27 protein-coding genes are annotated in these 24,756 nt (G+C 58.5%); 1 reads left to right on the forward strand and 26 read right to left on the reverse strand.

From position 1 onward, the window contains the following. Positions 1-33 precede the first annotated feature (33 nt). The 24 genes from fliP to ADH66_RS13455 form a co-directional block, all read right to left on the reverse strand. A complete protein-coding gene (gene fliP, locus ADH66_RS13340; RefSeq protein ID WP_066539716.1) occupies positions 34-696 on the reverse strand; it encodes a flagellar type III secretion system pore protein FliP in 663 nt (220 codons plus the stop codon). Between the two features lie 22 nt (positions 697-718). Next, a complete protein-coding gene (locus tag ADH66_RS13345; protein ID WP_066539711.1) occupies positions 719-1,117 on the reverse strand; it encodes a FliO/MopB family protein in 399 nt (132 codons plus the stop codon). A gap of 13 nt (positions 1,118-1,130) precedes the next feature. Next, positions 1,131-1,496, reverse strand: a complete 366-nt coding sequence (locus ADH66_RS13350; RefSeq protein WP_066539710.1) for a response regulator — start codon at positions 1,494-1,496, stop codon at positions 1,131-1,133. Positions 1,497-1,550: 54 nt separating this feature from the next. Next, positions 1,551-2,903 (reverse strand): flagellar motor switch protein FliN, encoded by a 1,353-nt coding sequence (gene fliN, locus ADH66_RS13355; protein ID WP_066539709.1) that lies wholly within the window; start codon positions 2,901-2,903, stop codon positions 1,551-1,553. After that, positions 2,893-3,909 (reverse strand): flagellar motor switch protein FliM, encoded by a 1,017-nt coding sequence (locus ADH66_RS13360; RefSeq protein WP_066539704.1) that lies wholly within the window; start codon positions 3,907-3,909, stop codon positions 2,893-2,895. Before ADH66_RS13360 ends, fliN begins: the two co-directional genes overlap by 11 nt. Before the next feature lie 4 nt (positions 3,910-3,913). Continuing rightward, positions 3,914-4,843, reverse strand: a complete 930-nt coding sequence (locus ADH66_RS13365; protein ID WP_066539695.1) for an OmpA/MotB family protein — start codon at positions 4,841-4,843, stop codon at positions 3,914-3,916. Positions 4,844-5,121: 278 nt separating this feature from the next. Continuing rightward, positions 5,122-5,940 (reverse strand): motility protein A, encoded by an 819-nt coding sequence (locus ADH66_RS13370; protein ID WP_066539693.1) that lies wholly within the window; start codon positions 5,938-5,940, stop codon positions 5,122-5,124. A 35-nt stretch (positions 5,941-5,975) separates the two neighbouring features. Beyond that, positions 5,976-6,245, reverse strand: coding sequence for a flagellar FlbD family protein (locus tag ADH66_RS13375; RefSeq protein ID WP_066539691.1), 270 nt, complete (start codon positions 6,243-6,245; stop codon positions 5,976-5,978). Between the two features lie 96 nt (positions 6,246-6,341). Beyond that, on the reverse strand, positions 6,342-7,670 hold the full coding sequence (locus ADH66_RS13380; protein WP_066539689.1) for a flagellar hook-basal body complex protein: 1,329 nt from the start codon (positions 7,668-7,670) through the stop codon (positions 6,342-6,344). A gap of 94 nt (positions 7,671-7,764) precedes the next feature. Beyond that, positions 7,765-8,193 carry a TIGR02530 family flagellar biosynthesis protein gene (locus ADH66_RS13385; protein ID WP_066539687.1) on the reverse strand — a complete coding sequence of 143 codons (429 nt, stop codon included), beginning with the start codon at positions 8,191-8,193 and terminating at the stop codon, positions 7,765-7,767. Positions 8,194-8,215: 22 nt separating this feature from the next. Further along, a complete protein-coding gene (locus ADH66_RS13390) occupies positions 8,216-8,761 on the reverse strand; it encodes a flagellar hook capping FlgD N-terminal domain-containing protein (protein WP_066539685.1) in 546 nt (181 codons plus the stop codon). A gap of 34 nt (positions 8,762-8,795) precedes the next feature. Further along, on the reverse strand, positions 8,796-9,938 hold the full coding sequence (locus ADH66_RS13395) for a flagellar hook-length control protein FliK (RefSeq protein ID WP_066539683.1): 1,143 nt from the start codon (positions 9,936-9,938) through the stop codon (positions 8,796-8,798). A 77-nt stretch (positions 9,939-10,015) separates the two neighbouring features. Further along, positions 10,016-10,480 carry a flagellar export protein FliJ gene (fliJ, locus tag ADH66_RS13400; protein WP_066539678.1) on the reverse strand — a complete coding sequence of 155 codons (465 nt, stop codon included), beginning with the start codon at positions 10,478-10,480 and terminating at the stop codon, positions 10,016-10,018. Positions 10,481-10,501: 21 nt separating this feature from the next. Continuing rightward, positions 10,502-11,806: a flagellar protein export ATPase FliI gene (gene fliI, locus ADH66_RS13405; protein WP_066539677.1), complete on the reverse strand. Its 1,305-nt coding sequence runs from the start codon at positions 11,804-11,806 to the stop codon at positions 10,502-10,504. A 12-nt stretch (positions 11,807-11,818) separates the two neighbouring features. Next, positions 11,819-12,676 (reverse strand): FliH/SctL family protein, encoded by an 858-nt coding sequence (locus tag ADH66_RS13410; protein ID WP_066539676.1) that lies wholly within the window; start codon positions 12,674-12,676, stop codon positions 11,819-11,821. Between the two features lie 58 nt (positions 12,677-12,734). After that, positions 12,735-13,727 carry a flagellar motor switch protein FliG gene (gene fliG / locus ADH66_RS13415; protein ID WP_066541950.1) on the reverse strand — a complete coding sequence of 331 codons (993 nt, stop codon included), beginning with the start codon at positions 13,725-13,727 and terminating at the stop codon, positions 12,735-12,737. A gap of 115 nt (positions 13,728-13,842) precedes the next feature. Then, positions 13,843-15,468 carry a flagellar M-ring protein FliF C-terminal domain-containing protein gene (locus tag ADH66_RS13420; protein ID WP_066539675.1) on the reverse strand — a complete coding sequence of 542 codons (1,626 nt, stop codon included), beginning with the start codon at positions 15,466-15,468 and terminating at the stop codon, positions 13,843-13,845. 44 nt (positions 15,469-15,512) lie between these two features. Further along, positions 15,513-15,812, reverse strand: a complete 300-nt coding sequence (locus ADH66_RS13425) for a flagellar hook-basal body complex protein FliE (protein ID WP_066539674.1) — start codon at positions 15,810-15,812, stop codon at positions 15,513-15,515. Positions 15,813-15,990: 178 nt separating this feature from the next. Then, positions 15,991-16,455 (reverse strand): flagellar basal body rod protein FlgC, encoded by a 465-nt coding sequence (gene flgC, locus ADH66_RS13430; RefSeq protein WP_066539671.1) that lies wholly within the window; start codon positions 16,453-16,455, stop codon positions 15,991-15,993. A 66-nt stretch (positions 16,456-16,521) separates the two neighbouring features. Further along, entirely contained in the window at positions 16,522-16,911 is a 390-nt protein-coding gene (gene flgB / locus ADH66_RS13435; protein WP_066539670.1) for a flagellar basal body rod protein FlgB, read from the reverse strand. A gap of 316 nt (positions 16,912-17,227) precedes the next feature. Next, entirely contained in the window at positions 17,228-17,698 is a 471-nt protein-coding gene (locus tag ADH66_RS13440) for a hypothetical protein (RefSeq protein ID WP_066539669.1), read from the reverse strand. Positions 17,699-17,731: 33 nt separating this feature from the next. Beyond that, positions 17,732-19,852: a cell division protein FtsA gene (locus ADH66_RS13445; protein WP_066539668.1), complete on the reverse strand. Its 2,121-nt coding sequence runs from the start codon at positions 19,850-19,852 to the stop codon at positions 17,732-17,734. Between the two features lie 91 nt (positions 19,853-19,943). Next, positions 19,944-21,725, reverse strand: a complete 1,782-nt coding sequence (locus tag ADH66_RS13450) for a methyl-accepting chemotaxis protein (protein WP_066539667.1) — start codon at positions 21,723-21,725, stop codon at positions 19,944-19,946. Between the two features lie 357 nt (positions 21,726-22,082). Then, complete coding sequence (locus tag ADH66_RS13455) at positions 22,083-22,814, reverse strand: cell division ATP-binding protein FtsE (RefSeq protein WP_084384473.1); 732 nt, start codon at positions 22,812-22,814, stop codon at positions 22,083-22,085. Positions 22,815-22,907: 93 nt separating this feature from the next. Between ADH66_RS13455 and ADH66_RS13460 the strand changes: the two genes are divergently transcribed. Beyond that, positions 22,908-23,810, forward strand: a complete 903-nt coding sequence (locus tag ADH66_RS13460; RefSeq protein ID WP_084384472.1) for a C39 family peptidase — start codon at positions 22,908-22,910, stop codon at positions 23,808-23,810. Positions 23,811-23,918: 108 nt separating this feature from the next. Here ADH66_RS13460 and ADH66_RS13465 read toward each other — a convergent pair whose 3' ends face one another. Next, on the reverse strand, positions 23,919-24,314 hold the full coding sequence (locus tag ADH66_RS13465; protein ID WP_066539665.1) for a hypothetical protein: 396 nt from the start codon (positions 24,312-24,314) through the stop codon (positions 23,919-23,921). 10 nt (positions 24,315-24,324) lie between these two features. After that, positions 24,325-24,729 carry a flagellar export chaperone FliS gene (locus ADH66_RS13470; protein WP_066539664.1) on the reverse strand — a complete coding sequence of 135 codons (405 nt, stop codon included), beginning with the start codon at positions 24,727-24,729 and terminating at the stop codon, positions 24,325-24,327. Between the last annotated feature and the right edge of the window lie 27 nt (positions 24,730-24,756).

Consider the following 24,756-nt stretch of genomic DNA (forward strand, 5'->3'; position numbering starts at 1 on the left):
CCTTCGCCGTTATATGCCGTCGTTTTGTCTTTCCTAATTCACCGTCTGGACCAGCGTTGAGAACACCATCTCCCAGCCGTTTATGCTGATAAACAGCAGCAGCTTGAAGGGCGTGGAGATCATGGACGGCGGCAGCATCACCATGCCCATGGACATCAGTGTGGAGGCCACAATAATGTCCAGCAGCAAAAACGGGATATAGAGATAGAAGCCTATCTCAAAGGCGTGCTTGAGCTCCGTGGTGATAAAGGCCGGTATGATGGTGCGAAGGGGCAGGTCCACTGCCGCCTCCTGGTCCCCTGGGCGCTCCAGCTGTGACAGGTCGCAGTACATATTCAGGGACGAGGGCTCCGTGTTCCGAAGCATGAACTCCTTTAAGGGCTCCTGGGCCAGGTCAAAAAACTCGTCCTGTCCTATCTCCTCGTTTATATACGGCTGATACGCCACCTGGTTCACCTGGTCTATCACCGGGCCCATTGTAAAGAGCGTCAAAAACAGGGCGACACCCACCAGCACCATATTGGGCGGCGTCTGCTGGGTGCCCATGGCGTTGCGCAAAAATGAGAGCGTGATGATGTACCTTGTGAAGGAGGAACACATTATCACCAGCGAGGGCAGCAATGTGATCAGGGTAGTGAGGATTATTATCTCCAGCGCCTGGACGCTGTCCCCGTTTATATTGACTATTCCATCCATAGTTTCAGGCAATCTATCACGCTCATTTCTTTTTGGGAAGGTTATCCCTCAGCACCTCTAGGAAACTGGGCGCCTTGGTGACCTCCCCGTCTTTTTGCAGCCACTGGGCCGCCTCCTCCTGGGTCAGCTCTGTCAGAACCGTGATTCCTCCACCGGATACTCCCAGCAAAAGGCAGCGCTCGTGCAGGCGGACCAGCACCAGCCGCTCCCCTTTGCCAAGGCTTAACTGCCACATTACACGCAGCCCGCCGGAATTCTGAACCCCCCGGGCCCAGCCGGGCAGACCCCGCTGGCCGATGAACCTTGTGACCCAATAGGCCAGCAGCAGTATCAGTAGGACTGTTATCAGCATACCCAGAAGGGAGAACACGTTTCTGTCCAGGCTCGCAAGAGCCCTGTGGGCCGCTAACTCCCTAAACACCGCTTAAGGCAAATCAGGGCGCGCCCACAATGGAGGTGACCGTCTTCATGATACGGTCGGACTTGAAGGGCTTGACGATGAAGTCCTTGGCCCCGGACTGGATAGCCTCGATGACCATGGCCTCCTGGCCCATGGCAGAGCACATGACGATGTTCGCCGAGCTGTTCTTGGCACGCATGGCCTTTAAGGCCTCCAGACCGTCCATATTGGGCATGGTGATGTCCATTATTACCAGGTCCGGGTTGATCTCGGAGAACTTCTCCACGGCGTCGGCCCCGTCAACGGCCTCGTACAGGTCAGTGTAGCCGTTCTTTGTCAGGGTGTCCTTGATGACCTTGCGCATGAAAGCAGCGTCGTCAACCAGTAAGATCTTTGCCATAATGTTTCATCCTCTTTTCATATATTTTTGCGACTTGATTATGGTTTCGCATTTTTACTTGCCGGTGATGTCCTCGATATCGGGCCGCTTAATGATCTCGGTGACCCTGATGCCGAAGTTATCGTCGATCACCACCACGTCGCCCCGGGCAATACACTTGCCGTTTACGAACAGGTCCACCTGGTCCCCCGCCAGCTTGTCGAGCACCACCAGGGAGCCCTTTGAGAAGGAGAGTATCTCCTGCACCCGCTTCCTGGTGCGGCCTATCTCCACGGTGACCTCCAGGGGCACGCCCATGATAAGGTCAAGGTTCTGGTTCTGCTCCTGGGTGAGCTCCTCGCCGTTCTCCAGCCTTGGCATTGAGGGCGAGGTTGTAGCTATCACCTTGGGTTCAGGCGGCTGGGGCGGATAATATGGATAGCCCGGATAGGGCGGGTAGTACGGATATCCCGGGTAGGCCTGCTGGCCCTCCTGCATAGGCATCATGGGCGGCATCATTGGCATCTGCGCCTGGGCTCCGGGCTGGGCCGCCACGGGCTGCTGGGCCGGTGCGGCGGGAGGCTGCACGGCCGGAGCCGCAGGGGCTGGCGCTGCCGCCCCGCCGCCCGCCAGAAGCTTCTCTATCTCCTCCTGGCTCATCACCCCGCCGCCCGCCGAGGGCGCGGGAGCCGGGGCCGGCGCCGCGGGAGCGGGTGCAGCTGCCCCGCCCGCCATGAGCTTTTCTATCTCCTCCTGGCTCATCACCCCGCCGCTCTCCGAGGGCGCGGGGGCCGGGGCGGGAGCAGGCATTGGCGCGGGTTCCGGCTCGTCGTCCTCAAGGCCGAAGCCCCTTACCAGTTCCTTCGCAAGATCCACCGATATTACGTTCATAAACTCGCTCTGCAGCTGGTCCTCAATGCTCAAGGCAAAGCGCACTACAACTATCGGGCCCTCCTGCACGGGCATCCTATCCCGCTTCATGGCCTCCTGGTCATACACGTCGAAGGTCTCCGGGGTGGATATATTTACCACCCGGCCAAGGAAGTCCGAAAGGGCTGTGGAGGCCGCGCCCATCATCTGGTTCATGACCTCGCAAACGGCGCTCAGGCTCAGCTCATCCAGCTCGAATTCCTCCAGCGGCGTGTCCGTGCCCATCAGGATATCAACGATGACCTTGATATCGTTCATGCGCAGCAGCATCAGGTTGCTGCCGTCAAGGCCCGAGACGTACTTGATCTCTACGCCAACAGCCGGCTCAATATCCCCCAGCTCGAAATCCTTCACATCCACCACGGTTACTGTCGGCGTGGTGATGTCCACCCGGTGGTCCAGCAGATTGGATACCGCCGTTGCCGAGGACCCGAGGCTTATGTTCATAATTTCCCCGATGGCGCTTATCTCCATTGGTTTAAAAACATCATTGCTCATTTGCTATTCTGTCCCTTCTTCCGGCGTTATGGTACACCTCTTTTATCTTCACGGCCAGCTTTTTATCGCTGACCCCCATCAGTCCGTTAAACCACCTCTGCCCGCCTACATACAGGTTAAGGGTGCTGTCCTTCTTCTGGTTCAGGTCTATCACGTCTCCCACGTTCAGCCTGTACACATCGTCCAGCCGCAGAGTGGTCCGGGCAAGCTCCGCCCGAATCTCAAGGGTGGATTCCCTCAGGTTGTCGAAGATCTCCTCAGAGTTGTCCTCGCTGCTCCTCTTGCTGGCGGTGCCGGCGTTTATCTGTGTAAATATCTCCGACAGTACGGCCTCGGGCAGCACCACGCTTATGCTCCCCTCCACGTTGGAGAAGGCCACCTTCATATCTATCAGCACCACCGTCTCCTCAAGGCCGATAAGCTGCACAAGAGTCGGGTTGTTCTCCACCCGGCCGAACTCGAACTCCAGCTGTATGTAGTTCTCCCAGGTGACGCCCATCATGCTTATAAAGTCCTTCATAAGCACCTCAAAGAGCTTAAGGTCAAGTTCGGTATATGTGTACTCGTCCGGCAGGCTGTCCACGTCCCCATTGCCGCCGGTCATGCGGTCCATCATGCTCACCATTATGGGTGCCGAGGCGTAGAACAGCACCGGGGTGTCCTCCATCTCCTCTTTGAGTATCAGGTGGGCCGTGGTCAGCACCGCGCTGTCCGAAAGGGCGTTGGAGAATTCAAAATACCTTTGTTCCTCCACCGACTCCACACTGATCTCGCAGGTGGCGTGGACCAGACCGTTTATCCTGGTGGTCAGCACTCGGGAGTAGTTGTCAAAGATGGAGTTGAGCATCTTCAGCCTGTCTTTGGTAAATTTCCTCGGGCTGCTGAAGTCGTACTTTCTGTATTTCTTTTCCTGCGGCTCCTCCTCAGCGGGGGCCTGCCCTGCGCCCCCGCTGTTCATGGAGTTCAGCAGGGCGTCTATCTGGCTTTGGGATAATACCTCTGGCATTGGTTTAACCCTCCTGACCGCTTTGGTCCGTCGCGCCCGCGCTCTCCGCCGGGGCAGAGCTCTCGTCTTCCTTCAAAGAACCGCCCTCGCGCTGGGTATAGTATTGTTCAAGCGCGTCGCCAAGCTTGCTGCCCAGGTCCTTGCCGGTGATGGTCATCTCCACCCGCCTGTTCTTGCGGCGGTTATCGTCGTCATTGGCCGCAATGGGCCTCCACTGGCCGAAGGACTGTCCCACTATCCTGGCGGGATCCAGTCCCTGGTCCGAACTGTCCTTTGGCCGGCAGAGCTGCTGCAGATAGTAGGACACCTGCGCCGCCCTCTGGGCCGAAAGCATACGGTCGCCCTCGGGGTCGTTTTCCGCGTCGTCCTGGCCCTGGGCCGTGTGTCCCGATATGCGTATCTCGTCAATGGACGGGGCTGCCGCCTTCAGTATCGGGGCTATCTGGTTTAAGAGCTCCCGGCCCTCGGGCAGCATCACATACTGGTCAGGGTAGAAGAACACCGTATCCACCAGGGACAGGAACACATAGCCGTCGCCCTTTGTTATCTCTATGTTCGCGCCGGAAGCCTCCACCAGGCTCTTTAGCTGCTCATAGAGCTGGTCTATCTCCTTATCCACCTGTCCCTGCTGTCCCGCCATGGAGGCCTCCTGGGCCGCCTCCATCAGCTCCTTGAGCATATTGGGGTCCATAATGCCCGCCTCCAGCTCGTTGGGGTCGGCAAAGGGGCCGTGCTCGTCGCCCGCCTCTATCTCCGTTTCCGAGGGAGTGGCGTTGGGGTTGAAGCTCTGGACCAGGGCCTTCCACTTGTTTTCGTCGATGGTTGACATGGAGTACAGCAGCACAAAAAAGCATAACAGAAGCGTGACCATGTCGCCATAGGTGTCCATCCAGTTCGCGCCGCCGCCTTCACCGCCGCCGCTTTTCTTTTTCATATTGACGTGACACCTCCGTTTCTTCTAAAAACTTCTTATAGTCCCCGCGCCCCTGCTATTTACCGTTCAATACCGCTTCGCTGGGCATGGATAACGCCATGGCCAGCGAAGCGGCACTCGAAGCCAGCCGGTGCCGTGGCCGCAGGGAAGCGTTCCATCGTGTTATTATACCAAACTTGCACCCCCCGCGTCAAGTACCACGGGGAAGCTTTTATAGGAAAGTTCTGTTACATATTCTAAATTGCGTACACACAATATGCTGTACATTTTGGCCAAAATCAGCCCTCGCCGCCGGAGCTGCCCGAGCCCTCGGCCAGCTTCTCCCGCTGCTTCTGGGCCACAAAGGTCAAAAGCTTTTCCCTTAGCATCTTGGGGTTCTCGCCGGCCTGGATGCAGGTGATGCCCTCGACGATTATCATCTTGTTGAGGACCTCCTCGCTGTCCCTTATGCGCAGGTTGTTGGCCACGGGCCCGAATATCATATGGGCCAGAAGGCAGCCGTAGAAGGTGGTAATCAGGGCCACGCTCATGTTCGCCCCAAGGTCCGAGGAGCCTTCTGTGGGGTCCATCTGCTTGAGCATATTGATAAGTCCCACCAGCGTGCCCACCATGCCGAAGGCCGGGGACACCGCCGAGGCCTTGTCGTACAGGGCCGCCGCGGCGTTGTGCCGGTCCGACATGCACTCGATGTCGTTCTCCAAAGTGGCCCGCACCCGGTCGGGATCGTTGGCGTCCACAATGAGCATGATGGCCTGCTTGAAGAAGGGGTCCTCCTGCTCGCCGGCCTTCTCCTCCAGGGCCAGAAGGCCGTCCTTACGGGCTATCTGCGCCAGGTCCACCAGGGCGTCGATAATGGTCTCGGGCTTCTGCTTAGGGTTCTTGAGCATAACGGCAAAGTGCTTGGGTATGCTCAGGAAGGTCTTCAGCGGGAAGCTCGCCAGCACGATGGCGATGGAGCAGCCTATAACTATCATAATACTGGAGGGGTCGAAGAAGTTCCCTATCTGCTCAAAGTGATAGGGTGGCAGGCCTCCTGCAAGGCCCAGCACCAGCACCGCGATACATATCACCATGCCGATAATATAAGCTATATTCATTGGTCCTTCACCTTCATTTCCTTATTTCCAGCGCCTTATCGCCTGAAACCCGGCCGCTGGGTAGAGCTCCGGGCCGCGGGGGCCCCGGAATTTGGGTTCTCGTTTACGGTCACTATGCGGTGCACATCCATGACCTTGGCATTATAGTCGGCAATGCGCGCGGTGATGTCCTGCACTGATTCCAGCACCAGATAGAAGTCCCGGTTCATCATGACTATTTTAGTCTCGGGAATCAGCTCGATGCACTCGATTTGCAGGTGGTTCACCAAAAACCGCTCGCCGCTGGTCTTCGTGAGCATTATCATAGATAACTCCTCCTTATATCAGCCGGCCCCCCGAAGAGAGCGTCCAACGTGCGCCCTCCCGGGTCCGGCAGGGTTCCCTCTTACGTCAAACTAGCTTTAGCGCTTCATGTTCACCAGTTCTTCGAGCATACTGTCTGTAACGGTGACGATACGGGTGTTTGCCTGATAGCCGCGCTGGATCATGATCATATTGCTTATCTCGTTGGCAAGGTCCGTGCCAGAACTCTCAAGGCCATTGCTGATAACCTTGGTGCTGCCAGAAGAACTTATACCACTTTCGCCTTCAATGGTCTTGCCTCTCTGGTCCTCCGGTATGACATCACCATTTTCATCAAACATATAGAACAGACTCAACGGGTCGCTGCTGTTCTTAACTGCATGGCCCACTGAAGTCAGCGTAACACGGCCCGCGCCGCCCAAAGCCTGATAATAGTGTCCGTCAACGTGGGTAAGGCCGTTGGGGTTCTCAACCTGAGCAATGGCGATTGCACCGATTACAACCGCTTCGCCGTTCCCTGTCGTGCAGGTGATGCGCCCGGTGTTTTCATCAATACTGACGCTGTGCTTTACAATACGGCCGGCCCCCTGGTCGGAATCAATAATCTGCCCATAAGTTGCGCTGGCTGGGTCCCTATCCCAAGTAGGATATGACGCGCCGCCGTCAGCATTAGCCATTGGTGCGCGAATAGGCGTAAGCACAGGGGCTTCTATATATTGCTCCACCACCGTTACGTCTAGGTCAGACAATTTCGGCGGAGCGGGTGCAGTCTGGCCGTCGCCTAATTTCTTTGGTGTCAACATGACAATCTGGTCTTTATCATTGACATAGAAAACTGGAGATGTTGCTCCATAGGCGGCCTCAATTTCAGCGTCTGTAATGTCCTTAATATTTTTTAATGCATCAACACCCTTATCGGCCTCAATTGTGTTACCATATGCCACAGCCGCCTTATAGGCCGGGCTTTCAACAGCAAGGAAACCATACACGACCTGCCCTTGACCGTCAACCAGATAACCGTTACGATCAAACTCCAGGTTGCCAAGTCTCGTCAGGTACATGTCTTTAAGCTCCTTATTGCCGGTCGTAGAACCAAATGTCGCTCCCTTATCCCCCACGATCAGCATACCGTCGCCGTCTATCATAATGTCCGTAGGGCGGCCTGTTGGCGTATAGTTCTTTGTGCTCATATCAAGGTCAATGGTGCCTATGGACGAACCGTAGCCCACCTGGGCGGGGTTCTTGCCGCCCAGAAGGTTCGAGCCGTCGCTGCCGCCGCGCACGCTGGTGTAGAGGGCCTCCAGGAAGGTATAGCGGGTGGCCTTATAGGCGTTTGTGTTTACGTTTGAGATGTTCTGGCCGATGACGTTCAGGGCGCTCATGTGCGCTTTAAGACCCGACACGGCCGCATACATTGCTCCTGTCATTAGCTCATGCTCCTTTTCTGCTTTAAAACGGCGGGGGTGCGGCGGCAGACCATTCGGGCCTGCCGCCCGAACCTCCCGGAATTTCGGGTCCGGTTCAGATCAAAACCGCGCCGTCTATATTTGTAAAGATATTCTCCTTCATCTCGTCCTGGTTCATGGTGGTTATCACCCTGCCGTAGGGGACGTTGATGATGAAGGCCTGGGTGGCGTTAAACGCCAGGATGTTCTTCGCGCCCTTCTCCTGGGCCTTTTCCACCGAGCCCGAGAGCTTCTCCATCAGGTCGGGGGTAAGCTCTATGCCCCGCTCCTGGGCGCGGCTCATGGCGTGCTTGGAGAAGTTTATCACCGACTCCACAGACTGCTCCTGCTGGGCGGCCTGCTGCGGCGTGGCCGGGGCCTTGAGGCTCCCGTCCTGTACCTGCCGCATAAGCTCGGTAAAGCCTGTCTTTGGCGCGGTACTCTGGGCGCTGTGCTGCTGTTGCTGCCCTATAGCCGCAGCAGCGCTTTGCACGCGTTCGATCATACCCCTCCTCCTTTCTGCTTGCTTACGCTGTCACCTCTCCCGGCTTTTCGGGCCCCGTGGTCTCCCCTGTGCCGTCGCCGTCACCGTCACCCTCGTCCTTGTCCGGGTCCACGTCCTCCTGCTTCTCAGGAAGGCGGCCCACGGCCAGTATCTGGTTGAGGTAGTAGCTCTTGTCGTTGTCCAGGAAGATGACCTGCTGGCCGTTAAGGGTACCGGTGCCTATGACCGTGCCCACGGTCTCCACCATCTCCTTGCCCACCACCTCGCCTATGGTGACCTCCTTGCCCACAAGGGACGCGGCGTAGGTCAGCACGGTGGAGTCGTCGATAAGGGTGCTGATGTTGGTGATGGCCTGGACCACGGACATCTGTACAAACTGGTTCATCATGTCCGTGGTGGACGCGGCGTTGTCGATGTCCTGGTTCTGGAACATTGCCACCATCAGCGTCAGGAAATCCGTCATGTCCAGGCTGGAGCCGGCCTTCTTGTTGGTGCTGTTCTGGGCCTGCTTTATGGGTGCTGTGGTGCCCAGAATATTGCTCAGGTCGTTCATCGCTGTATTTGCCATTGTATCACTGCCTTTCCGTCAGGTATTTGAGCGTTCATTCCGCCCTGCCTATCAGCCCAAGCCTGAGCTGTGACAGGAAGTCCGCGGCGTTCACGCCCTCGGTGCGGTTCTCGCGCTTCTTTTTCCTCCCGTCCTCCTCGTTCTCGGGGGCGTTGCCGTTATGGCCGTCGGGGTTCATCATCATGCCGGCGTTCTCAGAGTTCTCCGGCATATTCACCTGGACGTTTGCCACGTTCTCGCCGCGCTGTGCAAGGCTGGCCATAAGGTTGGTCGTGTGGGAGCTGAGAAGGTCCGCCGCCCTGGCGGTCTCGGGGGTCATGACGATGGAGATGGCTCCCGCCGCGTCCCTGGTGAGCTCGATGGTCACGCTGCCCAGGTTCGCCGGGTTAAGCTGTATACGCACCAGGTCCGCGCCTCCCTGTATGGCGCGGGACAGCACCCCCGCCATCTGCTGGGCGTTCTGAGGCTCTACGGGCTCGGGCTCAAGGTGTGTCAGGCGGGTGTCGCCCACCTTCACGGGTGCTGACTTCACGTCATGGAATACCGGCTGGCTCTGCTGCCCGGCGTCCGCGTCCATGTCCTCGTCCTGGGGCCTATCGCCCTCCTTGGACCTCTGCACGGTGACCTCGGGCCTGCCGGTCTCTTTGGCTCCGGGCTCCACGTTGGTGACCTCCGCCTCTGCCTTGGGCTGCTCCTCAACCGGAGCCTCCTGTACGGTTTCGGCCGTCTGCTGGAACTGGGCCTCTACTGGCTGCTCCTGCTGCACGGTCTCCTCCGGCTGCATCTCCACGGTTTCGACTACCCCGGCGGCCTGCTCCTGGCCAATGCCCTCCGCTATGGCGGGCTCCAGGATAACCGTGCCGTCCTCGGAAACGGTAACCTGTGCCTCCTCAAAAGCAGCAATAGGCACCACGGGCTGAGAGGTCACCAGGGCTGCGGCCAGCTGACCGCCCTCCTCTGCCGTCTTCTCCTCCTGGGTGCTTTTCTGCTCCGGCTTCTCCGGGGCCTCCTTTTCCTCCGCCTTTTTCTGGGGGCGGCTGTTCCCCTGTTGGGCCTCGCTCTGCTGCACAAGCATCTCCTCGAACTCCTGGCCTGCGCCCTCAGAGCCCGCGGGATCCGCCTTTGGCAGCTTTGCCAAGTCCCCGGTAAGGGTCGGGAATAACAGATCGATGTTCATTTTCTTTCACCTCCTTTCAAAATATATGCTGTATATACTGCCCAAAGTGCGGGCCTTGTTATCATAAATTAAACCGTTCAGCCCGGCTCCCCGGCCTCTCTCAGGCTCGCCGAGCGCCTGGCCATCACCAGGTCGTCTATCTCCTTCTCCTCGGCCTTGGCCACCATGCTGTCGTACTCCCCGCGCTTCATCTCCCGAAGCTTCTCCAGGGATTGGGTCTCCTGCTTGGCCTGTACCAGGGCGGCCCGGCGCTGCTCCTCTATCTTGCGCAGCTCGCGGAGCTTCTCCGTTTCCCTCTGCACCGTGCGCTCCAGCACCTCTATGCCGGTCTCATATTTCATGGCGTCGGCTATGGTCAGCCCCTGCTCCTTCATCTCCCTATACTCCTCCTCGCAGGCCTCCCTATGCTTTACGGCCTGTTCCAGCACGCCCTCCTGCCGGCGCACATTGGCAAGGGCGGTGCCGTGCTCCGCCAGCCGGATATCCAGCACCTGAGTCTTGTACCTCAAGACGGTATCCAGCTGGAATTTAAACTTCTTCATGGCCGCCGCCCTCCTTTATACTTATCTTGTCAGTATCGCGTTCATACGCTCCAGGCACTCCTCATAGCTGAAAGCCTCCGTGGTGCCCTGCATCAAAAATTCATTTATCTTGTCTATCTTTGTCAGCGCGAAATCCAGCTTGGGATTGGTCCCCGCCTTATACGCGCCGATGGACACCAGGTCCGCGTTCTGGTTATAGGTGCTCAATATATCCCGAAGTCTTGAGGCCATCTGCCGGTGGCTCTCGTCCACTATCTCCACCATCAGTCGGGAAATGCTTGCCCCAATGTCTATGGCCGGGTAGTGGTTTGCCGCCGCAAGGCTCCTTGTTAACACTATATGCCCGTCAAGGATTCCGCGTACAGTATCCGCTATGGGCTCGTTGGTGTCGTCACCCTCTACAAGCACTGTGTAGATGCCGGTGATAGAGCCCCGCTGAAAATTGCCGCTGCGCTCCAAAAGCTTCGGCAGCTCCGCGTAGATAGAGGGCGTATACCCTCTTGCCACCGGCGGCTCGCCCACGGCCAAGCCCACCTCACGCTGGGCCATGGCAAAGCGGGTCAAAGAGTCCATCATCAGGAGCACGTCCAGCCCCTGGTCCCGGAAATACTCCGCGATACCCGTGGCCACCGTCGGGCACTTCTTTCTCAGCATTGCCGGCTGGTCCGATGTGGCCACCACCAGCACCGACCGGGCCATGCCCTCCTCGCCCAGGTCCTTCTCCACGAACTCCAGCACCTCGCGGCCGCGCTCGCCCACCAGGGCTATCACGTTGATGTCTGCCTTTACGTTCTTGGCGATCATTCCCATCAGGGTGCTCTTACCCACGCCGGAGCCCGCGAAGATCCCCATACGCTGGCCCTTGCCGATGGTCAGCAGTCCGTCGATGGCCTTTACACCAAACTCCATGCGCTCCCGAATGGGCGGGCGGGTCAGGGGGTTTATGTAGCCGCTGCCAAGATAGTAATACTCGCCGCCCTCAAAGGGGCCTTTATCGTCAATAGGCTGTCCCAGCGCGTTGATTATGCGCCCCTTTAAAAAGGGACCCACCTTCAGCTGGAGCTGCCTGCCTGTATTCCTTACAAAGTTTCCCGAGGAAATCCCGGTCATCTCGGCGTAGGGCATAAGAAGCATACGGTCGTTCTTGAAACCCACCACCTCCGCCGGTATCTGCCCGCCGGACTCCCCGCTGTATATGCGGCATATGTCCCCCACGGCGGCCCGGCCGCCGCTGGCCTCGATGGACATACCCACAATGTTCTCTATCTTCCCGGTGTGGCCGATGGTCTCCGCCTGGCGCACCCGCTTGATGGTATCCTGAAACATCCTCGCCACCTCTTACGGCCTGCGGTCCGGCTCGTCGGTGATTATCCCCCGCAGGTTGTCAAGCTGGGTGGACACGCTGGCGTCGATTATCTCGTCGGGCATCTCTACAATGCAGGTGCCGCTCTCGTCCCCGGTCATGGGTATCACCCGCACCCGGTCCGATAGTCTCGACAGATACTCCGTCAGCTCCGGCACAGTGTTCACCGAAGCCTTTGCGTCGCAGTCGGCGATATACACCTGTACCCACTCGCAGCGTCTTCTCTTGGCCGTGGCGGCCTCTATCATCCTTATCAGTATGTCCCCGCTGCTTTTTAAACTCACGTGGATAACCTTCTCGGCGATAGCAAGGGCAAGCTCCTTAAGGTCCTGCTTGCTGTCCTCCAAAAGCTGGTCCCGGGCCCTTACCGCGTCCTTTAGGAACGCCGTAATCTCCTTCTCCTGGGCGGCGGCCATCTGCTCCCGCTGGACCTTGGCCTCCTGGCGCCCCTCGGCCATGCCCTGAGCGAACCCGGCCTGATATCCCTCGGTATGGGCCTGCCTTTTCAGCTCCTCGGCCTCCTCCTCTGCCTGGGCCAGGGCTTTTTCCCGAAGCTTCCGGGCCTCCTCGGCGGCTTCGGCAAGAATAGCTTCTGCCTGCACCTGGGCAAAGTCGATGGGACCCGGTTCCTTTTTCTTTACCGGCTTCTTTTGCTCGGCCTCACGGGCCTGTTCCTCGGTATCCGGCGGCGGGCTTTCCCCGTCTCCCCCCCCCAAGTCCTCCAGAGCCGGCGGCTCATATTCCGCCTCGGCGGGAAAGCTAAGGTCCTCCGCGTCCGGGAAAACGTATTTGTCCGCACTCACGCTGGTGAAGCGCTTGAATATTCCCGGCATACAGAAGACCTCCTTTATGCGTCAAGTTGTGTTTATATCCATGTTCCAGCAGGGCAGATTAGGCAATAATATCGTCCTTGCCGCCCTTGAGTATGATAATCTCGTTCTTGGCCTCCAGGTCGCGGATAATGCCCACAATGCGCTGCTGGGCGTCGTCCACGTCCTTCATGCGCACATTGGTGGTGATCTCCAGGTCGTCCCGGATACTCTCGGCCATACGGGTGGACATATTCTTGTAGAGCTTGTTGGACAGCTCCGCCGTGGCGGACTTGAGGGCCAGCACCAGGTCGTGGGTGTCACAGTCACGCACAAAGCGCTGCACGGAGCGGTCGTCCATAGTGAGGATATCCTCGAAGACGAACATACGCTTGCGGATCTCGTCGGCCAGCCCCGCGTCGTACATGGTAAGGCCGTCGAAAATGCTCTTCTCGCTGACACGGTCCACGTTGTTCATCACGTCGGCCACGAAGTCTATGCCGCCCACCTGGACGTTGTTGCTGCTGAAGATGTTTGCGAATTTATTGCTCATTTCATTCTCTATTATCTTAACTGCTGTGGGCGACGCGCTGTCCATCAGGGCTATGCGCTCTACCACCTTTATCTGCGCGTCCGGCTCCAGCTGGGCTATCACCGCCGCCGCCTTGTCCGGCTCTATGTACGACAGCACCAAGGCGATGGTCTGGGGCCGCTCGTTCTGCAAAGCCGTAAACAGGTCCTTCTCCCCGGCCTTGTTCATGAAGGAGAACTCCCTGTTCTTCAGGGACTTCGTCACCTTCCCCAAAAGCTCGTTGGCCGTCTGGGCCCCGAAGGCCTTTTCAAGTACGGTCCGCGCATACTCAAGGCCGCCCTCGGTCACGGCCTTGTTGGTCATGCACATCTGGTAGTATTCGTTCAGTATGGCCTCGGTGGAGTCTGAATCAAGATACCCCAGCTTCGCCACCTCGAGGGTTATCATCTCCACGTCCTCGGGGTCCATGTACTGGTACAGCTGCGAGGCCTTGTCAACCCCCAGAGACACTATGACTGCCGCCGCCTTCTGGGCACCACTCATGGCTTCTATCAGGGACGGGCCCGACAGGGCCGGGGGCGCCGCGGCCTCCGCCGCCGGTTCCTCGGGGGGCTGTTCGCCCTTTTTCAGCTTCTTTGGCTTTTCCGCCTTCACCTTATCAGGCATTGGAATCTTCATCTCCCCTCAGCAGCGCCTTGATGGCCTGGGCCGCTATCTCAGGATTGCTTTCGGCCAGCTCGCGCACGCTGCGGCGCAGCTCCATGCTCTTCTCGGTATGTACGTCCATGATATCCGCTCCCGCAGGCTCGGGCTCCTCCTCTATGGGCTCAAGTATCACCGGCGGGCCCATCTCAACGGCGGGCTCCAGCTGCTGTATCTGCCTGCGGCTGCGCCGCCGTCCCAGAAGGATGAACACTGCGAACAGGGTCATGAACAGGAACAGTCCGGCAAGCAGCGCTAAGTACACCCAGAGCGGCACGTCCCCAAGGGGATTGAGCATCGGCTGGGTATCCGCCGGCTGGTTGCTCTCCTCCGGGCTCCAGAAGGGCGCCGCCAGCACGGATATCTTGTCTGTCTGGTCCTGCGTAAGCCCCACGGCGTTTGCTACATGGCCCACCAGCGCGTCAATGGAAGCCTGGTTCGGCACGTCGCTGTTTATAGTCACAGACACCGTCACGTCCTCGATATACCCGGCCATACGCTGGGACTGGGTGACGGTCTTGTTATTTTCAAATTCCTTTTCTCCGCTTCCGCTGAGCGAATCCTCATCGCCAGTGGGCTGGTAATCCTCAAAATAACCGGGAATGTCCGCGTTGGGCTGAGTGCCCACAGGGCCGCCCGCGGCGTCGTCGCCAGGGACAAGGGAGCCCTCCCAAATTTTCCTTTTCAGTATGCCTTCATAGTCGTTGTCCTCGGCCCAGTCCGGCACCGAATATTCAGTGGACTCAGAATATGAACTGCTCATGCCCACGGTGGTGTTCACCGCCACGGCCACGTTCCCCGTGCCGTACATAGGCTCCAGCAAGCCCAGCACCTGCCTGGTAAGGCGCTTATTCATCGAATCCTCCAGCTCCATGCGCTTGGCGGCCACGTCGCTCACGTCCCCGCCGTCGGTGCCGTCATAGGTGTTGCCCTGGGAATCCCTGATGTCCACCTGGTCTATGTCCAGGCCCTTCACCGCGTGGCTGACGGCGTTTTTGATGGCCTCGGCCAGCTTCGCGTTGATGGGCGCGTCGTCGGTCATGGTCACTATCACCGAGGCGCTGGCCTCAAGGGTGCTGTCCTGGCTCAGGACGAACCTGCGGTCCTCGCCCAGGGCTATATTCACCGTCGCGTCGTGCACGCCCTCAAGGTTGCGGATAGTGGCCTCCAGCCGCTCTTGGATCTGATAAAGGGTCAGCTGTGCCCTGTCCGACTCCGTGGAAAGGGAACTGATATTGTCCAGGTACAGGTTATAGTTTGCCCCCGAGTCAAGATAGCCCCCGCCAATGACCCCGGCCTTCAGCTTTGCCTCCTGGTCGGCAGGCACCATAATAGTGTCCTCACCCCTGACCTCGAAGTCGGCCCCGATCTCGGTCAGATAGGCGCAGACCCTCGTCATGTCCTCGCCGGTCAGATTGGTAAAGAGCTCCTTGGATTCAGTTTTGGAGCCGGTGGCCAGCACTATTGCCACCACCACCAGGGTAACCACGACACCCGCGATTATTATACCCTTCACGGTCCTGCTAAGGCCGCCGACGGTCCCCTTAACCTTTTGCCAAACGTCTTTTGCCTTTTCTTCCAATTTTCCGTTACCTCCTCAGCCCGACAGCAAGTTATTTTCCAGCTTTACAGGCTGATACGCATTATCTCGTTATACGCCTCTACGGCCTTGTTGCGAAGCTGCACCAGAAGGTTCACGGACATCTCATACTTGGAGCTGGCCAAGGTCAGCTCCGCCGGGTTGTCCAGCTGGCCCGTGGCCATCAGATATTGCAGTTGGGTCTTCTGGGCGTCGGTCTCCTTCACATTATCGATGGCAGACTTAAAAATTCCGCCGAACATACTTTCAAAGCCTGTCTCCGTCTTGGCTTCAGGCTTCTCTGTTTCCCATAGCGGGGACAGCGGCGTTATCTCATTTATAAGCATAAAGCAAACCTCCTATACAGTCCGTTGCAGAATTCTTCTGAATTTCGACAATAAAACAAATATATTATAACTCTTTGCGCGGCTCATTTCAAGGCTTGGAAACCTCCAAATTCAGCCAAAATTCGACACGTTTTTGCTCCGCTTTTCAGCTAATTCTCCGAGAAAAGCCCAAAGGGCCTTATCTGCTGCCCAGCTCCAGTCCCCTGGCGATAACCGTCTTTAGGGTGGAAAAGGCCGTGACATTGGCCGAATAGGCCTGGGTCGCCGCCATTGCGTCCGTAATCTCCTTTACAAGGATCACATTGGGCATCTCAAGATATCCCTGGTCGTTTGCGTCGGGGTGCGTCGGGTCATAGCTGATGGGAAAGTCGCTCTCGTCCTCGATTATGTCGGTGACCTTCACGCCCCCGGCCTTCTCCGCCCCACGGTTGGAGGCGCCCACCGCCGCGTCCGCCATAGCCCTGCGGAAGCTGTTCCGGCCGCCCTCGGCCTCGAACACCACCATCTTCCGGCGATAGGGCCCCTCGCCGTTTTCCGTGCGTGTTGTGCTCATATTCGTGATATTCTCGGATATCACGTCCAGCCTCAGCTGCTGGGCCGTCAATCCCGAGCCTACAATATTTATGGTGCCTAAAAATGCCATGGCTATGTCCTTGCCTTTCTATAAATATATAGTCAATTTACCATTAGTATTCGGTAAAGCTTACCCTTATCCGCTGATAGCCGTGCGCAGTGCCGCCAGGTCGCTGTTCAGGCTTTGGTACACATACTGCATCTGATAGGCGTTGCGCACAAGCTCGGTCATCTGCTCGGTGACGTTCACGCCGTTCTCATCCCTGCGCGCCACCTCCTCCAGCTCCCTTGCCTGCCAGGAGGAGTTCTCAATGGCCTCCCGCATGGTCTTCTTCGTAAGCTTGTTCCGCCCGTGGTCCGCGGCCTCCAGCTCCCGCTGGAACTCCTCCTCAAAGGTGACCAGCTTGGCCCGGTAGTTTGGCGTCTCCGCGTTGGCAATATTGTCCAGCAGCGCCGTCTGCTTGGTCCACAGGAATTCCATGGACTTCTCCATCATGCGCATACTATTATTGGTAATACCCTCCATAGCGTCCTCCTATTTGCAAAACAAGATTTTCCGAATATCTGCCAGGGTTTACACTATATCTTGTTTAAAAATACTATCTGGAAACCAGCGGCTTCGCACGCCGTCCCTCAGAAAGTATATCACAATCTCAATCCAACTTCAACCCCCAGGCCGGATTTTTTCTCTGGGATTCTTCTCCAGCGGCAAAATACCCAAAAACCGGGGGACAGCCGCGCCTGAAACAGTGTATGAGATATTATAGTGAATTATTTTTACTAATCTGTCGACGGCTATAGTATAACGCCCTTGGCGGCTGTGGGCTCCCTGTAAATACCGCCTATTCCATCTCCAGCCGCGTCACCTCATTGCCCTCCAGCTTGTAGAGCGCGGTGCCGTCCCTGGCCATCAGGAAAGTGCCCTCGGGGTGGTTTGTGCCCACCTCAGACTCATCATAAACTGTAATTTTCAAACAGGGAAGGCCGTCCACAGGCACGGCCTTTTCTGTGGGGTACATCTGATAGCCGGACATATCCTCCCCCGGCAGCCCCAGTATCTCAGGGTCAAGGCTCTTGAAGCGCGTGATGGCCTCGTCCACGGTCATCATCACCAGCTTCTCGCCGTTGGCTTCGCTAACTTCACTGCTGGCGGCTGCAGAGCTCACCAGGGAGCCGGAGCCGTTCACTGCCGGGTCCGAGGCCTGGGCAAGGGTAATAGAGGAGGACGAGGAGTTCCCTCCCCCGCCGCACCCGGCCAGCATCAGCCCCAAGGCCGCCCCGCAGACAGCCAGGGCAAGGCTGTTCAGTTTCATGGAAATCTTCCTTTCGTTATACGCTTATCTATGTCAAGTGGTTTGCCGGTCCTTATACCGTATGGTCACCTGGTCGTTGGGGCGCAGCACCTGGCTGAACTGCCCCTCCGCTCCGTTTACAAGCAGGTCCACCGGCCGGTCAAGCTTTGAAAAGTCCATGCCAGAGCGCTCCAGAAGGTCCATAAGGTAGTAGTCCCCCCCCTGCTCCTTTGGCTCCAGCCGCAGGGGCGCGCCGTTGAGCACCACCGGCAGCCCCCCGAAGGAAAGCTGCAGGGGCTCCTCGGGCGGCTCCTTTGGCTTTGGCTCGGCCTGCCTCTTCGGCTCCGTCTTTGCTTCCTGTTCCGCCTTTTGCTCCGGCTGGGGCTTGACCTTTTGTTCCGCTATAGGTCCCGGCTTTGGTTTAGGCTTAGGCTCTGCCGCTTTCTCCTTGGCGGGTTCTTGCTTTGTCTCTGTCTTTGCGGCCGGCTCCATAATTGGCTCCGGTTTAGACGTAAACACCGGCCTTGGGGGCTCGGGCTTTGGCAGGGGCTTCGCCTGCTCTGGCGCCCGCACCCGCCGCTGCTGCCTTGGGGGCACCGGCGCGCCCTGGGCCTGCACCTCATCCCCCTGGCGTATGGAGTAGTCCATAGGCTGGGGACGGCCGTTCACCGTCACCTCCCCGGGGTAGTCCTGCCCCAGCAGCTCTCCAAGGGTCATGACGGCCGCCTGACCGGAACGGGCGGGGGTGAACTCTATCCTGTCCCCGGCCCGGACCACCGTGCTGAACTGGGCCTCCCGGCCGTTTATGCTTATCTGCGACTCCACCCCCGGCAGCCCATGGAGGAACTCCCGCTGGCCGTTAAGGGTGAAGCTGAGGTTTGCCCCGGTTCTGCCCATCATGTCGCCGTAGTGGAACCCGTTCATCAAGAGCACGTCCCGCAGGCTTAAGGCGCCGTTTCTAAAGAGCTTCGCCGGATAGCCGTTCAGGGTAACCATATAGCTGTCGTTTATCATCCCCAGGGCTGCCGAGGCCCCAATGCCCAGGGGCGTGGCGTATTCCGGGTCCTCCAGCTGGTACTCGTCGGAGAAGGCGCTGTTTGTAAAGTGGTTCCCCGCCAAGGCCACCCTGGCCTCGCTCATATCCAGTTCCCCGGCCACCAGCGCCGGCAGCCCCTGGAGCTTGCTCCCGCCCCCCGCCAGGAACACCGCCGAGGGCGCCCCGCCGTTGAGCTCCAATATCTTCTCCGCAATCTCCTTGGCCAGCTTCTGGGCTGCGGGCTGTATCACCTCGCTGAGGTTCGCCGGACTTATCTCGTGCTTTATTCCCAGGATATCCGGGTACTGCGCCGGCTCCATGGACCCAAGGGAGAGCTTCAGCCGCTCGCCGGTCTTGAAATCCACCAGCAGGCTGCGCATCAAAAGCTCGGTTATCTCGTCCCCGGCCACGGTGGCCATGGTGTACCCCACCACGCTGCCCTCCCGGCAGACAGCAATATCCGAGGTGCCCGCGCCTATGTCCACCAGCACCAGGTTCAAAAGCCTGATACCGGCGGGTATGGCCGCGTTCAGAGCGGCGATGGGCTCTAAAGTCAGGCTTGAGACCTCCAGTCCCAGCCGGTTCGTAACGGCATAAAGGCTCTCCACCACCCCGCTGGGCAGGAAGGTGGACACCACGTCGGCCTCGAACACCTGGCCCCTATGGTCCATCAAGTTTGTCATGGGGTAGCCGTCCACCGTGTACTGCCTGGCGGTATACCCTACCATGTAGAAGCGGCCCTGGCCCGCGCTGTCCCCGGCGATAAGCCGCTCCGCCTCGGTGACGGCCCCGGCCTCCAGCTGTCCTATCAGGTCCGCGTCGGCCCTTCTCAGCTCATCGAATTTCAAGGTGAAGCTGGCGCTCTGGGACCTGAGGGCACGACCCGCCGCCGCCACGCACACCCTTCTCAGCTTCGTGCCGGACTTCTCCTCCAGCCGCCGTATGACCTCCCCGGCCACGGCGGCCACCTGCTCGATCTCCACAATCTGGCCGTCCAGCATGGCCCGGCGGCCGTGCTCCTCCTTCTCGATGGCCGTCACATAGAGGCGGCCCTGCTCCACCCGGCCCAGCATACCGATAATGCTCCGGGTGCCGATATCCAGGGCAAATACCGTGCCGGCCTCCTGCTCTTTCATCATGAACCTCACCTCTCTAAAGGAAACCGGACGGCCCAATAAGTATAGGCCGTCCGGCTATGTTCTTTATTTAACAGCAGCCTGCGGCAAGCTCTTAATACTTGTCGTACCCTGCTCCGTTGAAGCTGTCGCTGGAGCTCACGCTGCCGCTGTTGGTATGGACGGGAGCGGTGACCATGGGACCCTCTGCGCTATAGTCCCGCATACGGAACTTTGACATAAGCTGGTTCATGATCTGGGCCTGAGAGGACAGCTGCTCGCTGGCGGCGGCGCTCTCCTCGCTGGTGGCAGAGTTGCTCTGTACAACGGCGGAAATCTGGCTGATGCCCTCGCGGATCTGCTCGATGGACTCGGCCTGGTGCTCGGTGGTGTCGGCCACGTCGCCCATCTTGGCCACGGCACCGTTCACCATGCCCACGGTCTTATCAAGGGCCGCAGACACCTCGGCCACGTATTCGCTGCCCTTCTGCACGGCGGAGATAGCGTGTTCGATGCGCTCCTTGGTGGCGTTGCTGGCCTCGTCGGACTTGGAGGCAAGCACGCGCACCTCATCGGCCACAACCGCAAAGCCCTTGCCGGCAACGCCCGCGCGGGCAGCCTCGACGGCGGCGTTCAGGGCCAGAATGTTGGTCTGGAAAGCGATCTGGGAAATGGAATCGATAATGGTGCCCACCTCTTCGGCGGCGGCCTTTATGTCGTTCATAGCGCCAACGGTGCCCTGCATCAGGTCGCTGCACACGGTAATCTGGGCGGAGGCGTCGTTAGACAGCTGGCTGGAATCCCGTGCCAGGGTAACGCCCTCTTCGGCGCCCTGGGCAATCTCGGTAATGGTGGCGGACAGCTCCTCCACGGCGCTGGCCTGCTCGGTGGCGCCCTGCGCCAGGGTCTGTGCGCTGTTGGATACCTGGTCCGCGCCGGAGGAAACCTGATCGGCAGAGGACTGTATCTGGGTCAGGGCAACGGACAGGCTGCGGTTGATGCCGCGTATGGACTTGAGCAGGCCGCTCAGAGCGCCCACATAGGACTCCTCGGCATTAGTGCGCACGTCGAAGTCGCCGTCGGCCATAGCCTCCAGCAGCCGGTTCGTGTCGTTGATAACGTTGCTGAGGACTGTCTGGCTGGTGCGAAGGGCATGGCACATATCGCCCAGTTCGTTTTTGCTCTCAAAGTGCACCGGAAGGTCCAGCTTGCCCTCGCTGTAGCCGATAAGGGCGGTGCGGACCTCCTCAACGGGTCCGGTAATGCTTCTGATGATGCGCAGCTCAAGCAGCATGACCAGTACAGTGCCCAGAATCAGCGCGGCGATAATAGCCACGATGGAGATGGTGACCAGGTTCTCCTGCCGCTTAACAATGCTGTCCTGCTCGGCGGTAATGGCGGTCTGTAAGGCGCTGGCCGCGTCGTCGACCTTCGTGAGTGCCGGTGTACACTCCTCTTGGACCATACGGATGGCCTCCTCCTGGTCTCCGCCAAGGGCCGTGTTCATAATGTTGGGTACTGCCTCTCCCCAAACCTGCACGGCGCTTATGTAATCATCTATGAGAGTTGAATCGCTCAGCACGTTGAGGCTCCTCAGCTCGGTGATGTAGTCGGAGAGGGGTGAAAGGCTATCTGTGGTTTTGGTCGCGGACTGCTGGCCGCTCTCCCCTTGGGGATCCAGAACCACGTCCCTCAAGTAACGCGCCGTCATGTTGACCTGAAGACGGCAGGTCCTTACAAGGTCGCTGGCGCGGACTTCCGTGTCGATAATGCCCTGATAGCTGGATGACTGGATGTTCATGATTACCAGCGACACCACAACGATGATGATGCTGACCAGAACTGTGACGCTGAAGCCCATGATAAGGCTCATCTTGACCTTCATGTTTTTGAGCATGACTGCTCCTCCTTCTTTCTTTGGACTTGATTGACTCGGTTGCAGCGAGGGTGTGCCTTGTGAAAAAGAGCGGCTTTCACGCGCTCTCTTTTAGAAAGCACCGGTCTCTCCGCCGCTGCGCAGGCTCCATCATGCGCGGCTTTGAAACTGCCATAATAGATTATAAGCCTTTACACCGCGTTTGTCAATAAGCTTTGTCCGGTAAAGGCGGCAAAATACTCCCTCAGCATTTCCCTAACGTCTATTATAGACCCGGGTCCCTGAATTGTCAAATGGTTATTTTTTCGCACACCACAACATTTTATGTACGCTCCCGCCGCCATACTATATAGCGGTGTACAGTATAGAGAAATTTTTTCACACGATATCCCCAAAGCGGCCCTTCTGCACGTCGCCCACTATCCGGCCGTCCACCAGGGTTATCACCCGCCGGCGCATGAGGTTCACGAACTGCCTTGCCCCTGTGGCCATAAGCACCGTTGTCCCCCTGTGGTTCATCTCGTCCAGAAGGTGCATCATGTCCCAGATGCTGTCGTCGTCCATATCGTCGGTTATCCTGTCCAGTATAAGTATGGGCGGGCTGTAAAGTATGGCCTTGGCAAGCTCTATCCTCCTGCGCTCCGAGGCGCTGAACTCCCCCGGATACTTCTCCTCGCTGTCCGGCAGCCCCACAAGGGCCAGGGCCTTCGCAATCAGCGGACCGTCGGTAAGGGTGCCGCCGACCCTCCCGAACCTCCCCGGGGGGCACAGGTTCTCGAACACGGTGGCGCTGCGCACAAGGCTTGGCTCCTGGGGCACCCTGCCGAAGATATAGGGCAGCTTTTTCTCCTGGCGGCGCTTCAGCTTCGAGAGATTCACCTGGTCCAGGTAGACCGCGCCCTCGTCGGGCTGCAAAAGGCCGGATATCAGGTTAAGAAGGGTGCTGCTGCCCGCCCCGCGGCTGCCCACGAAGAACACGAACTCCCCCTGGGCTATCTCCAGGTTAACCCTCGAGAGGGTCTCAAAGCCCCGGCGGCCTGGCCGCAGCCCCCCTCCTCCTTTCTGTCCCTTATATATTTTTGAAACGTCCTCCAAGCGTATGGTTGGCATCTCCGATACGGCTCCTTTACAAAACCAAAGTTTTTTGATATAATCTTGTCGGTATATTCGTTTTAAGACCCGCCCCGTCTCAAGGAGGAGCCTGTGAAAGACCCGCGTTACAAAAAAAACCACAGCCTATTGATCCCCACCCTGCTGCTGGCGCTGTTCTGCGTCGGCGGCATGGAGCTTCTCTTCTGCGCACATTTCTCCCCGGCGCTGTACCACAGGATAACGGACCCGGTGGTGGAGCCTGTAACCCGGGCGGCCCGGGCCGTAAAGGCCCGGCTGGACCAATGGGAGTTCGACCTGCGTCTGGACCGCACCCTTGCCGATATCGGGGAGTTCTCCGCTCAATATAAGCAGCCCCGGCCCATGCCCCTTCCAGAGCGGCCCCAGTACGCCATATACCCCGAGCTGCTGGAGCCCCCGCCGGAGCCGGCCGAGCCCGCCCTGACCGAATTCACAGAGGAGAACGGCCAAAGCATACTCACCGGCGGCACCCCGGTGGTCTACTATAACCAGGGGGACCCCCAGTGGCGGGATAAGCCCTTCGGCACGGACTACATAGGCAAATACGCCTGCGGGCCCACGGTAATGGCCATTATAGTTTCGACACTGACGGACACGGATACCGACCCGGAGAAAATGTCCGCCTGGGCCTATGACAACGGCTACTGGTGCTCCGGCAGCGGGTCCTATCCCAGCCTTATCCAAGGGGCCTCAAAGACCTTCGGCATAGAGTGCCGCGAGGCAAAGGACTGCGACGCGAAAATGCTGCGCTCACACCTTGAGGGCGGCGGCCTTGCCGTGGCCCTGGTGGGCCCGGGGCACTTCACCAAAAGCGGGCACTTCATACTGCTCCACGGCACCTCCTCCGCGGGGGAGGTGCTGGTGGCGGACCCCAACAGCCGCAAGAACAGCCTGGCCCTCTGGGACCCCCAGGTTATACTTGAGGAGGCAAAGGCCAGCAGCGGCGACGGGGTCTGTATCTGGCTGCTGGGGTGAAGCCGCGATTTGCCGCTTCTAAATTATAGCACCTTTTCCCTTCCTCTACAAGTCAAATTTTGCAAAAACGCCGCCCGGATTGTTATCCCGGCGGCGCTTTTCTTCGGTTTACCGATATTTCTTATAGAAGGACTTATTGCCCCCCATCCTGACGCTTATATGCTTATCCATCTCCCTGCACCGCCGCAGAAGCCTTTGGTTCTGCTTCACTTGGGCGCACAGGGCAGCCTCCTCGGGCCCCTGCTGTTCTCCGCCCTCCAGAAGCTCTCTGGCCCGTATGGCGTCCTCCTCCGGGAGCTCCAGCAGCCGGCGGCGCAGCTGCCCGTCCGCCTCCTGAAGCTGGTTCGCGGGCTCGCCGCGCATATTCAGCAGCATCTGCACAGATATCTCGTCCCTGCGGTCAAGGGCTTCGCCCAACTGGCGGGTCAAATCCTCAAACTCACTGAGCTTCACATATAGGAGCCGCTCCTTTAAAAGCAGTTCCTCCAATATCCGGATATCCATCTGCCGCCCCCTAGCTTCGCGCGCCGGCGGCCTTCCTCTCGGCTTCCTCGGCACAGTTCTTTTCAGCCTGACGGAAGCTGTCCCGCAGCTCGCCTATCATTCGGTGTACCTCCTCCAGCACCTGCTTGTTCCGGCCTATCTTTACCCGCGCCATCTGATACCCGAAGTAGTCGTACAGCTTGTGCATATTCTGGCTTATAGGGTACTGGTCGTCTAGGATATCGTCCAGGTAGTTGATTATGGCCACGCTCTTGTCGGCGTAGGTCTCAAGCAGGTCGTACTGTTGCTGGTCTATGGCCAGCCCGCAGCGCATAAGGTCCTTCATCAGCTCATCAAACAGCAGCAGGAGCAATTCATCGGGCGTCATGGTGCTTATGGATCGTTCCTTATATTGTTGTATCGGATCGTGTTCCATTAGGTCCCTCTTTTTCTGTTTCTATAG

The organism is Acutalibacter muris (assembly GCF_002201475.1).
Classification (GTDB): Bacteria; Bacillota; Clostridia; order Oscillospirales; family Acutalibacteraceae; genus Acutalibacter; species Acutalibacter muris.

Coding starts and splice junctions, on each gene's coding strand:
- fliG (WP_066541950.1), bottom strand. CDS start 13,727: ATGAGTGGTGCCCAGAAGGCGGCGGCAGTCATAGTGTCTCTGGGGGTT.
- ADH66_RS13410 (WP_066539676.1), bottom strand. CDS start 12,676: ATGCCGGGAATATTCAAGCGCTTCACCAGCGTGAGTGCGGACAAATAC.
- fliI (WP_066539677.1), bottom strand. CDS start 11,806: ATGTTTCAGGATACCATCAAGCGGGTGCGCCAGGCGGAGACCATCGGC.
- ADH66_RS13380 (WP_066539689.1), bottom strand. CDS start 7,670: ATGACAGGAGCAATGTATGCGGCCGTGTCGGGTCTTAAAGCGCACATG.
- ADH66_RS13385 (WP_066539687.1), bottom strand. CDS start 8,193: ATGATCGAACGCGTGCAAAGCGCTGCTGCGGCTATAGGGCAGCAACAG.
- ADH66_RS13470 (WP_066539664.1), bottom strand. CDS start 24,729: ATGGAACACGATCCGATACAACAATATAAGGAACGATCCATAAGCACC.
- fliJ (WP_066539678.1), bottom strand. CDS start 10,480: ATGAAGAAGTTTAAATTCCAGCTGGATACCGTCTTGAGGTACAAGACT.
- flgB (WP_066539670.1), bottom strand. CDS start 16,911: ATGGAGGGTATTACCAATAATAGTATGCGCATGATGGAGAAGTCCATG.
- fliP (WP_066539716.1), bottom strand. CDS start 696: ATGGATGGAATAGTCAATATAAACGGGGACAGCGTCCAGGCGCTGGAG.
- ADH66_RS13370 (WP_066539693.1), bottom strand. CDS start 5,940: ATGAATATAGCTTATATTATCGGCATGGTGATATGTATCGCGGTGCTG.
- ADH66_RS13465 (WP_066539665.1), bottom strand. CDS start 24,314: ATGGATATCCGGATATTGGAGGAACTGCTTTTAAAGGAGCGGCTCCTA.
- flgC (WP_066539671.1), bottom strand. CDS start 16,455: ATGGCATTTTTAGGCACCATAAATATTGTAGGCTCGGGATTGACGGCC.
- ADH66_RS13365 (WP_066539695.1), bottom strand. CDS start 4,843: ATGAAAAAGAAAAGCGGCGGCGGTGAAGGCGGCGGCGCGAACTGGATG.
- ADH66_RS13450 (WP_066539667.1), bottom strand. CDS start 21,725: ATGCTCAAAAACATGAAGGTCAAGATGAGCCTTATCATGGGCTTCAGC.
- ADH66_RS13360 (WP_066539704.1), bottom strand. CDS start 3,909: ATGCCAGAGGTATTATCCCAAAGCCAGATAGACGCCCTGCTGAACTCC.
- ADH66_RS13350 (WP_066539710.1), bottom strand. CDS start 1,496: ATGGCAAAGATCTTACTGGTTGACGACGCTGCTTTCATGCGCAAGGTC.
- ADH66_RS13455 (WP_084384473.1), bottom strand. CDS start 22,814: ATGCCAACCATACGCTTGGAGGACGTTTCAAAAATATATAAGGGACAG.
- ADH66_RS13395 (WP_066539683.1), bottom strand. CDS start 9,938: ATGAACATCGATCTGTTATTCCCGACCCTTACCGGGGACTTGGCAAAG.
- fliN (WP_066539709.1), bottom strand. CDS start 2,903: ATGAGCAATGATGTTTTTAAACCAATGGAGATAAGCGCCATCGGGGAA.
- ADH66_RS13390 (WP_066539685.1), bottom strand. CDS start 8,761: ATGGCAAATACAGCGATGAACGACCTGAGCAATATTCTGGGCACCACA.
- ADH66_RS13425 (WP_066539674.1), bottom strand. CDS start 15,812: ATGCTTATAAATGAGATAACGCCGCTGTCCCCGCTATGGGAAACAGAG.
- ADH66_RS13445 (WP_066539668.1), bottom strand. CDS start 19,852: ATGATGAAAGAGCAGGAGGCCGGCACGGTATTTGCCCTGGATATCGGC.
- ADH66_RS13375 (WP_066539691.1), bottom strand. CDS start 6,245: ATGATAATGCTCACGAAGACCAGCGGCGAGCGGTTTTTGGTGAACCAC.
- ADH66_RS13440 (WP_066539669.1), bottom strand. CDS start 17,698: ATGAAACTGAACAGCCTTGCCCTGGCTGTCTGCGGGGCGGCCTTGGGG.